Origin of the sequence: Chthonomonas calidirosea T49 (assembly GCF_000427095.1) — a bacterium.
Taxonomy (GTDB): Bacteria; Armatimonadota; Chthonomonadetes; order Chthonomonadales; family Chthonomonadaceae; genus Chthonomonas; species Chthonomonas calidirosea.
The window spans coordinates 2694905-2708369 of record NC_021487.1 but is presented as its reverse complement, the minus strand read 5'-3'; the positions used below and the strand labels follow the sequence as shown (position 1 = coordinate 2708369).

9 protein-coding genes are annotated in these 13465 nt (G+C 55.8%); 5 read left to right on the top strand and 4 right to left on the bottom strand.

The features are described from left to right. Positions 1 to 2: 2 nt before the first annotated feature. The 3 genes from CCALI_RS11295 to CCALI_RS11285 form a co-directional block, all read right to left on the bottom strand. Positions 3 to 815 carry a M50 family metallopeptidase gene (locus CCALI_RS11295; protein ID WP_016483616.1) on the bottom strand — a complete coding sequence of 271 codons (813 nt, stop codon included), beginning with the start codon at positions 813 to 815 and terminating at the stop codon, positions 3 to 5. Between the two features lie 223 nt (positions 816 to 1038). Beyond that, the gene (locus CCALI_RS11290; protein ID WP_016483615.1) at positions 1039 to 1962 is read right to left on the bottom strand and encodes a sugar phosphate isomerase/epimerase family protein; all 924 of its coding nucleotides are present in this window, start codon (positions 1960 to 1962) and stop codon (positions 1039 to 1041) included. Beyond that, complete coding sequence (locus CCALI_RS11285; RefSeq protein ID WP_016483614.1) at positions 1959 to 3302, bottom strand: Gfo/Idh/MocA family protein; 1344 nt, start codon at positions 3300 to 3302, stop codon at positions 1959 to 1961. Before CCALI_RS11285 ends, CCALI_RS11290 begins: the two co-directional genes overlap by 4 nt. A 222-nt stretch (positions 3303 to 3524) precedes the next feature. Between CCALI_RS11285 and CCALI_RS11280 the strand changes: the two genes are divergently transcribed. From CCALI_RS11280 to CCALI_RS11265, 5 genes are all read left to right on the top strand, one after another. Then, the gene (locus CCALI_RS11280) at positions 3525 to 7076 is read left to right on the top strand and encodes a CRTAC1 family protein (protein WP_016483613.1); all 3552 of its coding nucleotides are present in this window, start codon (positions 3525 to 3527) and stop codon (positions 7074 to 7076) included. 101 nt (positions 7077 to 7177) lie between these two features. Continuing rightward, positions 7178 to 7408 (top strand): hypothetical protein, encoded by a 231-nt coding sequence (locus CCALI_RS16200; protein ID WP_155850544.1) that lies wholly within the window; start codon positions 7178 to 7180, stop codon positions 7406 to 7408. Between the two features lie 341 nt (positions 7409 to 7749). After that, entirely contained in the window at positions 7750 to 8949 is a 1200-nt protein-coding gene (locus CCALI_RS11275; RefSeq protein WP_016483612.1) for a multicopper oxidase family protein, read from the top strand. 22 nt (positions 8950 to 8971) lie between these two features. After that, positions 8972 to 10192 (top strand): hypothetical protein, encoded by a 1221-nt coding sequence (locus CCALI_RS11270; protein WP_016483611.1) that lies wholly within the window; start codon positions 8972 to 8974, stop codon positions 10190 to 10192. A gap of 18 nt (positions 10193 to 10210) precedes the next feature. Next, on the top strand, positions 10211 to 11140 hold the full coding sequence (locus CCALI_RS11265; protein ID WP_016483610.1) for a FixH family protein: 930 nt from the start codon (positions 10211 to 10213) through the stop codon (positions 11138 to 11140). 38 nt (positions 11141 to 11178) lie between these two features. On the opposite strand, the gene CCALI_RS11260 is transcribed toward CCALI_RS11265, so the two are convergent. Further along, entirely contained in the window at positions 11179 to 13368 is a 2190-nt protein-coding gene (locus CCALI_RS11260; protein ID WP_016483609.1) for a S53 family peptidase, read from the bottom strand. Between the last annotated feature and the right edge of the window lie 97 nt (positions 13369 to 13465).

Here is a 13465-nt window from a genome sequence, read left to right as displayed (position 1 = left end):
CCTCACAAACCCGCCCCCATGGGAACTTGTCTCTTCCTTCGCGAGGTTCCGCGCCAATAGCTGAGGACGGAAAGCATGAGAATGCCTATCGCCACCAAAGCCCATAGCACCGCCCAAAAAGTGGGCGTAAGCCCCACAGCATGCGCCATGTTGGTGGCATCGTTCTGACCAAGATCGTTGGCCGTAAGCCCAATAAGCACCCGCAGATCGATAAGCGCGTCCAAACAGCACTGCACGGCCAGAAAAGCCGCCAAAAACTCGGCAACCTGCGGCGAGGCAAATCGCCCCGCCAAAAGCAGCAGAGCCACAACCGATAGCCCAGCAATAAAAGTAAAAGCGCCGCTATGAAGCGGATTACACCACAATAGCACCACACAGAGCAGGTAGGCGGCAACCGCATAAAGAACCGCCCGGCCCGCATGTCGCCACCGCGATAGACGCCCAAACTGCAACAGCAGCGCCCCAAATAGAGTGGCGCCTAAATAGCCCGCCGAGTCGACAAGGCCCTGCGCCCAAGGGGACACCACAGAGTAGGTGACGCCGCTGCCGGATGGGGCAATGCGAATGTACTCCACCTGCCCACCGGTAAGGACGGTGGCCAACGCATGGCCACTCTCATGGACAAAGGTAACAAAGAGCCGTAGAGGATAGAGAAGCTGCTGCGCATAGGGAACAAAGAGTAAGACCACCGTTACGGCGGTGGCGAGCAACAGCATAAGGCGTGACCGGACGAGTGGGTCTATCCCAGAGCGTACCGACCTAGGCGCCCCTGCATCTTGCGGGCTGCCCGAACCTGAGAAAGGGGAGCTGTTCATAGAAATTGTCTTCTCCTACACTCCTCTACGTAATTCCAAAGCAAATGGCTTCACCCCGTCAACAAGCGCACGCCTAAAAGGCATCGGTTTTTACGCTTGACGCGACCGACGATCTGCCTCCGAGCCGTATGACCGGTTTACAGAAAACCGACTGGCAATAGGGCCGCCGCACTCCCCGCTAAAGAGCTGCGAACGTGCGGGCGCAAGGCGTTACGCCCGCACTTCAGCTACCTGCCAAAATTTTGTCTACCCGCTGGCTCACATCGCGCAGATAGGCCGCATCGCCACCGGCAAGCTCGGTGGTCATGTAGCCGGTATAACCGATCTCGGCAAAGGCGCGCCGCACCTCCGGCCAATCAATGCTGCCTTCGAGAAGGTTCACAAAATGACCACCGATACCGCCAAAAAGCCCGGGTCCTCCTTTAAAGTCCTTAAGATGTACCTTCTGAATGCGATGCCCTAAGGTGCGAATCCAGTCCTGTGGCCAAGCAAAAGGAACCACGTTGCCCACATCGAAATAGGCCCCCACCCAAGGACTGTGAAACGAGTCGACAAACGCCGCAAACTCCAGCGGACTTAACAGGAAGTTGTTCCAAACCTCCTCTAGGCAGATTTTGACTTGCAGTTGCTCTGCGAAAGGCACGAGACGCCGGATGGCCTGTTGCGCACGACGATAGGCCTCCACGTAGCGCGTTCGGGCATCCACCACAGCGGGCACCAGCAGAATATCATCGGCCCCAAGCGCTTTGGCGCATCGAAGGGCGGCCTCGGCATTTTTCAAGCTCTGTGCGGCCGCTTGCGGGTCGGGGCTGGAGAGCGGCGGGTCCCACCCGCCGTAGATCACCGAATGAATGCGTATCCCGGCCGCCTCGGCAGCAGCCCGCAGGCGCTCCTGCTCTTTGGGGTCGGCTAGCGGCGGAGCCTCCACCCCCTCAAACCCCACATCGCGCGCCAGTTTCATTCGATCTTCTACCGTGAGGTTCCCCGGCAGCATAGAGTAGAGCACCGCCTTGTGAGGGCCACGCTCCGCTTTCGGCGCAGCCACCTGTGCGCCAACAGCACCGGCCAACAGCGCTGTGCCAGCCGCTCCCCCAACAAAGGTTCGCCGACTGAGGCCCGCATCGCTTTCTGAACGGTTAGGCCTCATGATTCTTTCACCATAGGAAGTTTCCACGGGGCCCGATAGGGCGGCATCAGCAGATGGTTGGCCTCCCGATCGCCGATGACCTCAAATTTGGTGTTATCCCAATGGATCTTGCGATTCGCATAAAGAGACGTATGCGCCAGGTTGAGGGCGAGATGAAGGGGCAGGTGCGCCTCGAAGTTGCAAGAGGGCTGCTGGCGCGTCTTAATGCAGTCTATAAACTCGCGCCAATGCCCCGGCGAGGGCGGTACCACCACAGGATAGTCCGTTCGCTCCACCGGCTTGCCGTTTTTGTCTATGACCTGGCAGAGATCGTAGTTGGCGATGAGTGTCGCATCTTTTCCATGGAAAACAATGCCCAGCTGGCGATAAGGCCCCATTTCACCTACACCGAAATTGAACCGGCTCTGCTGCATGAGAATCCAGGTCATATTCATATTGGGATACTCCCAGATCACGTGCAGGGTGTCGGGCACATCGGCGATACTGGTCGTAGCAAAACGCCCTCCGCTGGCAGACACGGCCAGAGGAGCCCCTAGTTCAAGCGCCCACACGGGCAGATCGACGATGTGCGGGCCCAGCTCATGCAACCAACTGTTGACGTAATCCTTGAAGTAGCGATGCATGCCATCGCGAAAGCGCCCGATATTGAACGGCACTTTGGGAGCAGGCCCCAGCCAGAAGTCCCAGTCCAAACCCGGCAGCGGATCGCTATCGGGCGGATGATCGAGACCCTCGGAATCGTCGTTCATAGTGCAGATGTTGGTAACCGCCGTAATCGGCCCCAATGCACCGGATCGCACGATGTTAACGCACCGATGATAGTTCTCCGTGGCGTGAATCTGCGTCCCTACTTGGGTAACGCGTTTGTAGACGCGCGCGGCACGCGCCATCATAAGGGCCTCCATGGGGTACCGGCTCATCGGCTTCTCACAATAAACATCCTTACCCGCTTCACAGGCTAAAATGGAGATAATGGCGTGCCAATGCGGCGGAGTCGCGATCACCACCGCGTCAATATCTTTCTGCTCCAGAAGTTGCCGGAAATCATGATAGGCTTTCGCTTTGCCGTCGGTAAACTTTACTGCCCGATCAAGATACGGCTGGTAAACATCGCAGACGGCCCCTATCTCGACGTCCTCCATCTGCCCGAACGTCTGCATGTGAGCGCCGTAACCGCGCCCTGCCACCCCAATAAAGCCCAGCACCACTTTGTCGTTCGCAGAGACCCGCTTGCGTTTAGGCGCCGCTTTCGCCTCGGTGGCCGCGCCTAGCGCCGTTGCTGCAACAGCCCCACCGGTAGCCTGCAAAAACTTTCGTCGGCTCATCTCTTCTCTCTTCATCTATGTTCTCCTCGCAGGAAAACCAAAATAACTGCCAATAACTTCCTCATTCGTTCTCCGCTTTCCTGCTTCTCCGCTTTACACTGCTAGGAGTGTCTTGTCGCGAGCTTCTAACATGGACTATAATTTAAGCCGAGCGCGAGGCCGGCGGCTTCGCCAGCCTATTTCACAGAAAAAAACACTTCTGCTATACTGCAAAGAATGGAGTCTTCTTTGTTCCTTATGTCTCAGCGGGCGCGGCTTGGCCTGCTATGGTTCATCGGCATCGTTTGGGTTTGCGGCTGCTCTCCTAAACCCCGCGCCTCTTATCTTCAACTGGTCTCCGATTTCACTATTGGCAGCGTCGCTCTCCAAGTGGCGGATAACGGCGGCCACGCTAAAAAATATCTCAAACTGGCCAGCGAAATCGCGCCGCAAGAGCCCGCCATATGGGCCGACCTCGGCCTTATGGAGCTGCGTGCCTCACCACCGAACTACCAAAAGGCAGCCCAGTACCTTCGAAAGGCCGAACAGCTCGACCCCAATAGCAGCGCTATTCAGCGGCTACTCGGCCTGCTCGCGTTTCAACAGGGCAAAATTAACGAGGCCATTTCCTACTACCAAAAGGCTGTACAACTCAACCCCAACGACCTTCGTGCCCGCTACGAACTTGCCTACAGCTACGATCAACTCGGCACGCCGGCCGGGCTTCAACAGGAACTGCAGCAACTTAAGGCCATTTTGCAACAAAGACCCGATAACCTTTTCGCTCAACTCCAGCTGCTCCAGGTGGCCGCACGTCAAGGAGATGTGGCAACCCTTAAGCAGGCCATCTCTATGCTGCAGACGAGAACTGCCACCTTTCCGAAAGAGTCCTTGTCGCTTTTTGCGCAGCTTAAGGCGGCCGTTCAAGCGAATAATATTCGCCAAGCAGCTCTTCTCTCTCGCTTTCTGGAAAACAGCCTTACCCTCACTGGTACCTACTTTCAAAGCCGCTTGGCGCTGGCAGGTAGCGCCAACCAGATCGGTGAGCCGATCTTACACTTTTTGAAGCTTCCCAACCCGCCCTCCACTCCCGCGCCACCCGATCAACAGCTCTCCTATACCCCTCAACCGGTTCCTACTCCCCTCAACCATGCTGTCCTTGCAGGGGCTACCTGGTTGGATAGCAGCGGGACTCCCTTGCTCTATGTGGCCGATGCGAAAACCGTGTGGCTTGGCAACGGACAGCAGCTCGCCTTTCCTAGCGGTTCTGCAGCCGTTCCCCCCGCAAAAGATGGCATTCTTCCTCTCGATGTCAACTACGATGCCCGAATGGATTTTGCTCTCGCGGGTGCCGGTGGCTTTCGTCTCTACGTGCAGACGCCCCAGCAGACTTTTCAGGATGTCACCTCTCAAACGCATCTGCCCGCTTCCCTCCTTACTACCCCCTATGTAGCTGCTTGGCAAGCTGACCTCGATGCTGATGGCAATATGGATATCATCCTCGCTCCCCTTCATGGCAAGCCCCTGGAGCTGCGCAACAATGGGGACGGAACTTTCACCCCGCTTCATCCCTTTGCTGACCTAACCGATGCGCGTGCTTTTGCCTGGGCCGACCTCGATGATAGCGGCAACCCGACCCCCTGCTTCTTGGATGCCCAAGGCCATCTCCACCTGTATGCAAACCTGCGCTCCGGCCTGTTTCAACCGGAAAAAGGGCCTGCCCTAACGACAAAGTTGGCCGCTCTAGCCGTGGGCGACGCGAACCCAAATGGCGAAATAGACCTTTTAGCCCTAACGACGACCGGAGCCGTCCTACGCATCTTTTGGGACGCAGAGAGCACCTCATGGAAAAGCGCCCCCCTTACCACCTGGCCGAACGCCCCCCACGATCTGCTGCCGGGAAAAGCCACTCTGTTGATGGGCGATTTGGATAATAACGGCGGTGAGGACATCGTGGCCTCTGATGGACATACCACACAAATTTGGCTTTGCGATGAGCACTGGCACTACCTTCCTTACCTTACCCTTCCGTACGCCGTCACCACCATAGAAGACCTTACGAACAACGGCCTGCTCGACCTCGTCGGCACCGATGCCAAGGGAAAGCCGGTGGAGTTGTTGGCCCACTCGCCCAAAGCCTACCATTGGCAGGAGCTGCGCCCTGCGCCCGACCCCACCGAGTTCCGCTCGCATACAACCTCTACAGGCAATGCACGCATCAACTCCTTTGCTATTGGAGGCACCATGGAGATGCGGGCCGGTCTCCTCTATGAGAAGCAACCGATTCTGACACCGGTCGTCCACTTCGGCTTGGGCACCTATCCGCACGTGGATGTTCTGCGCACGGTTTGGCCCAACGGCGATTCCAGCGCCGAGTTTCTCGATACGCTTAAACCCGACGCCTCGGTGCCAGCCCCTCACCGTCTTACCGGCTCTTGCCCCTTCTTGTGGGCATGGAATGGAAAGGAGTTCGCTTTTGTTACCGACTTTCTCTGGAGCTCTCCACTGGGGCTGCGCATAGACGCCCAAGAGACGGCGGGTACTCCCCAAACCACCGACTGGGTGAAGATTCGAGGAGATCAGCTTGTGCCGCGAGATGGCCTCTACGATGTGCGTATCACCGCCGAACTTTGGGAAACGCACTTTTTCGACTATGTGGCTCTTATGGTTGTAGACCATCCGAAAGGCACGGAGGTTTGGACGGACGAGCGCTTTGCCATGCCGCCCCCTCCGCATCAACTGATCGTAACTGGCCCTCTCCATCCGGTGGCTTGGGCAAAAGATGATCAAGGGCACGATGTATCGGCCATTCTGTCCGCGCGCGATGGGCGCTATCTTGGTGGATTTGGCGTTGGACGATTCCAAGGCGTTACCCGCGACCATTGGGTGGAGCTCGACCTAAGCAATGCTCCCCTTCTCACGAAAGGGAACGCACCGTATCGTGAGACCCACAAGATTGTCAATAAGGAGGGCGCATCAAACTCGCTTCTACAAAATAGCTGCTCTGCCGGCTCGCTTTGGTTAGTTTGCCAAGGCTGGATTCACCCAACCGATAGCTCCATCAACGTGGCCATCAGCCATAGCCACTATCCCAAACCGCAAAGCCTTTCGCTTTGGGTGCCAGATGCAAAAGGCCGGTGGATCGAGGTGCGTAAGAATATGGGGTTCCCCGAAGGCAAACTTAAAACCATCCTGATCAACCTCGACGGCGTGTTCCGCCCCGGCGCCCCCCGACGGCTTCGTCTACGAACGAACCTGGAAATCTATTGGGATGCCATTCGCTGGGCCGTTGGCCTGCCGAAAACTCCCCTCCATATCCGGCTGTTGCCAGTTCACACGGCCGTTTTGCGCTATCGAGGCTTTTCCGATATCCGCGCCAAAGACGCTTTCTCTCCGGAACTTCCTGTCTCTTACCAAGTCGCTACCAAGGTGGAGAAATGGCGCGACCTTATCGGCTACTACACACGGTACGGCGATGTCCGCCCTCTGCTAACCCACATAGACGATAGATACGTGATCATGAATGCTGGCGATGAACTACAGCTCACCTTTCGCGCACTGCCGCCTCCCCCACCTGGCTGGACCCGTGATTTCATCATGATCGGCGATGGGTGGGAAAAGGATGGTAACTATAACACAGCCTTCTCGAAGACGGTGTTGCCTCTGCCATCTCATGCCAACCCCAACTACAACCGACCGCCCGGTCCCCTAGAGGACGATCCCGTCTACCAAAAGCATCGCCAGGACTGGCTCACCTATCAAACTCGATGGGTCGCTCCCTATGCCTTTATGCGGGGTATTCGCCCTTGAAACACAGAGGTCCGAATCACGCAACGCTTCCCCTCTCGCAAAACGTATTAGGCTAGGGTAAAGTAGATGGTATCCGTTGAACAGGAGAAAATGGTGACGTTTTGGCGCAACCCTCGCATTCTGTGGCTTGTAGCCGGCATTCTGATAGGGCTTTTGGCACTCCTGCCGCAGCCTGTAACGGCTGCTTTGCCGCCATCAACCCACCCTGGTTGCTGCCAGAAACACCGTTCTATATGCTGCTGCTCGCCTCACCTCCCGTCCTCTCCGTCCTGCCTCTTCTTGGGATGTACCTGCACCCTGCATGGCAAAAGCCCTGCGCTCGCTCATTATAACGCTTTCCAGTATGTTGGAATGGTGCCGAAGGCCCCTATCCCTCAAATACCTGCCATGGCCCGGCTCCTCGCTTCCCATCGTTGTTCATCTCTTCCCGTTGCATCCGCAGTAAACACCCCTCCTTCCATTCGTGCCCCTCCTTTCAAAGGCTAGATTGCGACCGCTAGATATTCTTTCGATTCCTGCTTTCACAATCTGATAGCGGAAAATATCTCTGCAAATCTGCCTTTAGTACATTATTGCGTCTTTTTCAAGAAGAGACGTAAGTGCTTTGCTACCAACCTAGAAAGGAAGGGATAGACCATGTTTTCTAAAAAAACAGATAGAGCGACGCCGCTTCTTGTCGCTGGTTGGCGGGGTGGGCGCTGCCATGGCAATGGGCAACGCTCATGCACAAACCGAACCGACCGTCAGCTCTGCGGCCTCTTCGAACGGATGGCCCACACAGTTTGACCCCACGCGCATCGAACCACGCTGGAACCCGCGTGAAATGCCGAAACCCGGCGATGTCATTCACGAATACGACATCGAGTTAGTGATCGCCCGACACGAGATTTTGCCGCGCATCGAATATCACGCCTATGCCTATAACGGAACCGTGCCCGGCCCAGAAATTCGCGTGAAAGAGGGGGAATGGGTGAAAGTGAACTTTACCAACAAAACCCACGACTTTCATACCATTCATTGGCACGGTATGCAGCTGGCCAATGAGATGGACGGTGTCCCCCTGGAGACCCAGTTTCCTGTGGCCTATGGACAAACCTTTCAGTACCTATTTCGCGCTCAACCGGCAGGCACTCACTTCTATCACTGCCATAACATGACTCCACTGCACATTCAGGCCGGCATGTATGGGGCGCTGATTGTGGAGTCTGACAACGACCCCGTCCGCAAAATATTTCCCTACACGCGCGATTACACCTTGGTGCTGAGCGAGATTGACCTGAACATGGTGCGCGAGCAGATGAATGCGATGTTGCAGATGGGGCATGTGATGGACGCCATGAACGGCTCTCCGCAACTGATGCGTGAAATGTCGGGAAAGATGATGGGCTGGTTTGTCAACAAAGAGGCCTTCCTCAAAGCCGTCGAGGAGGGTTGGATACCCCCCTACGATCCGAGCCTTACCGGCTCGGTAGAGCCGCCTAAACCCAACTTCTTCATGATCAATGGGGTCTCCTACCCCATGACAGAGCCTCTCCGAATTCGTCGGGGCGAGTTTATAAGAGTGCGGCTCATTAATGCCGGGTTTATGCCTCACTTCATGCACCTTCACGGCCATGATTTCTGGGAGGTCTGCAGAGATGGTGCGCCCCTGTCCTCCCCTATTCAACGGAACACCATCCCCGTGTTTCCCGGGGGCACCTGCGACATCATCATTCACGGCAACAACCCGGGCAGTTGGCACTTCCACGATCATAGCGATCTCGCCTCTACGAATAATGGGGTCGCACCTGGGGGAATGATGACGATGCTCATGTACGACGACATGGCGGAGGCCGGCGTGCACGTGCTGGACTACGTGGCGGTGAACTCTTAAAAACAAAGGAGAAAAATTACGAATGTATAAATGGATACCTATTTTCGTTGTTCTCGCTGTCGTCTTAACCTGTCGGCAAGCGGTGGCACAGGGGTCGGCGGGCCCTATCCCTGAAAAACCCACCATCGCCCCCCAAATCGAGCTTGATGGCACTGGCGTTGCCACCCTAAACTATCAGGTGCCGCGCCCTGCACCGCCACCAACCGGCTCCGGCAGCACCACCAACCTGGATTTCTCCGATTCGTCCCTTCTGCTCGGCATCTCTCAGCGGCTCTATCATGGAGGCATCGGCAGCCTGGTCATCGGCACGGTAACGACCGGAGAAAGCGAGGCAGTCAGCAAAACCAGCCTCCTGCTTAGCCAACTCTACCTCGACTATCAAACCCAACCTTTCGAGGCCTATATCGGCCGATCGAACACCCCTACTCACCTTTTCGACTTCCCTACCCTGCGTGGAGATGACCTTAACGAGTTCGTGAACCTGCCCAATCCTTTTTCCAACGGAGCCATTGCCGATGAAACGCGTTACAGCAACGTTGCCGCCATCGAATGGAACAGCCACCTACGCAACTTCCTCAACCTGCACGTGCAGCATCTCCTGCAAACGGCAGCCCCTGGCGCCGGCCAGACCGGCATCAACTCCTATGGACTTACCTTTCGCTACGAGGCCCCACCGGCCTTAGAAAGCATCGTCAAGATACCGTTTTGGGGGCTTGGTTACGAGCATCAAACGGTTGGAAGCACCCAAGGCGGGCCGTCCGATGTCCTCTATGGTGGGATCATCTACAACATCGCACCCGACCCCATTCATCGCCTTGATCTGCGTCTGCTCGATATCTACAGCTTCAGCAACGGCCTCCACAGTTTCACTGGGTTCGCCGATACCTACCGCGCGGCAGCCAACTCCGTGGCGCTCTCCTTGCGCTATCTCTATGCACTCAATGGTGTTCCGGGCTATGAGGTCGCTCTTACCGCAGGCTTCCGCAACTATGCTCGTGTGCACGATGCCAACACCTTTGCTCTGGCACTTACCGGTGCAAAACGCCTTGGAGACGGCTTTGACCTCGTTTTCCAGTATGTCTACCAGCATCGAGCAGGTGCTTATGCTGCCGCAGTAGGGCAACCGAAGGATGAAAACCGGTTTGAAATAGGGTTCGTGTTCCATTTTCAAAGCATCTTTAACCAACACATCGGCCCTCGCCGAACCCTCCAAAACCTACAGCACCAGTACATCCCAGAGTAGAAGAGAGGATAGAAAACCATGAAGCAACGAATTGGGAAAATACAAACCATCCTTATAACGACCATGGTCGCGCTGAATGCGCTCGCAGCATCGGCGCTGCCCCAAACTACAGACCAAGAAAGCATGAAGGATATGCCAATACTGCGCCCACAAAAGACCTATGTGGTGACTGGGAAGGAGGATTGGAGCGCGCTTACCGGCTTTGGCACAAAAACGGCGGAGATCACCATGATGAACCTCATGATGATCGGTGGTTCCGGTATGGAACACATGAGTATGCGTACGGATAGGGCTTCCAGTGCGCCCGAAACGGTGTCGCCTTCCCCTAACGGTCAGCAGGTTCGGGCTACTATAACCCCTAACCCACCCAAAGTAGGCCAAAACCAACTCGATCTCTTTATCAGCGGCCCCGATGGCAAACCGCTCAGCGGTCTTAAGCTACAGGCCACGGTCGAGATGACCAACATGGATATGGGAGTGGCACATCCAACCGTAGAAGAGGTGGAACCAGGGCACTATGTTGTAAAACCCACCTTCTCCATGCTCGGCCCGTGGCAAGTGCGAGTAGTTGATGCTGGCGTTCCAGGCAAGTTTCACAGCGACTTTCTCTTCGACGTTGGTTCAAAAACGCCTTGGTCTCAACCTCAGCCCTGGCATGTAGAGCTCACTCAGCCACTTGACAAGCCTCAGATCGGAAAAAATACTCTTGTCTTTCGTGTGCTCAACCCGCAAGGCGAACCGGTAAAGGGAGCTAAAGTGCAGGTCTCTGTGACCATGACAAGCATGAACATGGGCACGGCGCACCCGAAGGTCGTCGAGAAAGACGGGGTCTACTCTACCCAAGTCGAATTCACCATGTTAGGGCCGTGGCGAGTTACGTTGCGCATAGCACCGCCAAACGCAAAGCCCTTTGTGCAGAATTTCGATTTTGAGGTAAAGGCAGAGTAGGGGGCGCAAGGCCCTGCCCCCTACTCATGTTGTTCTCACTAATGATTAATCGTCAGACTAAAGTCATCCACTACAAAATTCGTAGGTACGTTGGTTGTCTGACGTGCGGTTATCCGCAGCAGCAGTGTTTTACCTGAAAACGCGGTTGTACGATAGGCTCCACGCACATAGAAATAGCCAGGACGTGCGTTGAGATTGGAGAAGGTCGGAAGTGACCACATTACACGTCCTGTGTTGGGATCTATAAACTGCACGGTAAGCGTGTCCACAACCCGGTTGGTACGCTGTTGCGTGTCAATATGAAGGTAGAAAGAGAAGTAAGGTATGCCTGTAATATAAGTCGGGAAGGTAACTAGCTGTTCCAGAGTGTCGGTTTGAGGCTGGTTATGCCCACCAAGCCAAGCGTCCCACTGGCCGGAGTGAGGCGGTTCCTGTGGACTATCGTTAATGATCGAGGGGCTGGAAACCTGCCACGGTGCGGGGTTGCTAGCGCCCTGCTCGAAACCAGGGTTCCCAATGAGGTTCGTAGGAGTTGGGCTTGGCAAAGAGGCTGAGGCGAGATCCGTTAGCAGGTTTGCAGCAATAGGAGTGCCTAAGCCGGTGACATCGTCATAGCCGGGCACGGCCTGATAATACTTATTGTTGCCGATCGTAATATCATGAAAGTCCTGCGCATAATGCGTTGCATTACGGGCAATGGCATAGAGCGCGGGGTTGGCGAACCCCAGTGGGGGTAGATTTGCCTGAGCACGAGCCTCATTCACCAGAGCCGTGAAGGCCGCCCAAGAGGGCGCGCAGGCACTTGTGCCTCCCACATTGATCCAGCTACCCTTCAAAAGCACAGCATAGCCAATATCGCTATTAAGCGCTACATCCGGTACGTTGCGCATGGTGGTCGAACCTTTAGAGGCTGCCGAGATCATCCCCTGCTGATAGGAAGGGATAGACCACACGGCGCTAATGCCTCCACCGCTTATCACCGAGCCGATCTCCTGGCTCCAAGCGCCACCTGGGCTTACCGTGTAGAGCCGTGTCCCCCCGGTACCAACCATGTAGGGTTGAGATGCTGGGTCGTCCACGCTCAACGTTGTGCCATCGTCATAGGCCCCGTTATCACCGGAGGCTGCGTAGACGGTTTGTCCTTGTGTGGCCATCTGCATGAAGATGATGTTCTCTGCTTGAATAATGCTTGGTGGCATCTGATCCTCTGGGGCCCCCCAAGAGGTGGAGACCTGTTTAGCGAGGTTATCGTTGGCGATACGCGCCCAAGTATCTATATAACCCGAAGCCGTATTAGGCCCCTCGTAGACGAGGATTCGCGAAGCCCCAGGTGCCAGTCCCACCATGAGCTCGATATCGAATGTCACCTCAATGGCGCCACTGCCCGGTTTGCCGTCGAAACCGTCTATCAGTACGTTCTGCAAGGGGACATTGGGTAAATGGAAGTAGTTTTCATATCCAAGAATATCCGACGGATTATAACCGTCAAGCTCTAAAAGCCCCAAAGTTTGGCCTGCACCGGTTTGTGCCGTGGGGAAGCTATAGGCGGTTTTAATATCGGAAGGAGATAAGCCGCCATTCGGGCCTGTGCCACCACGCGGGCCTACTCCAAACACATTGTAGGCTTGAGAAAATACATGAACAAAGGGGTGGATATCGGCTGCGGTATCCAGCCCAACCACGCCCGCGAGAGGCACTGGCGGTGCTTCGGGATTGCGGTCGGGAGCGCGAAAGAGTCGGCCATCGGGCCCTACAAACTGAAGGAGATGCAGCCCAAAGGCCTTCTCTACAGTGGAAGCGGGCGCCTCAACATCAAGCAACAGGCGATTCCGGTGGATTCCAACCACACGAAAACCTTGAGCTTGCGCCCATGAGGCAACTTGGGCGTACTCCTGAGGCGTTGGCGAGAACAACGCGGTGAACTGCTGGGGCGTAAGATAGTGGCCGTACAACGGATCCGATGGGTCGTACAGTCGTTGGATCAGTTGTTGAAGCTGTTGCTGATGGTGCAACGGTAACACCAGTGTCAGCGAAAGCACCTCATTCGGCTCCGTTCTAGCCACCGGATGTGAGAGAGCCATAATGGAGGGCAGATGTCCAGGTAAACGCTGCAAAGGCGCTTGCGCCACCGCCCTCGTGGACGTAAGCACAATGGTCACAAGAAACAGCACCCACCCATAAGCCCTATTGCTTCTCAACACGTTGCAAAGTTGGGTACATCTAGACATGGAGATCCTCCTCTTCAGGAATCGCCGCCATAAAGGCTCGAGCGTATACGAAGCAAACCTAGTCTTATTATAACACGGCTACATAGGTCTCTACATA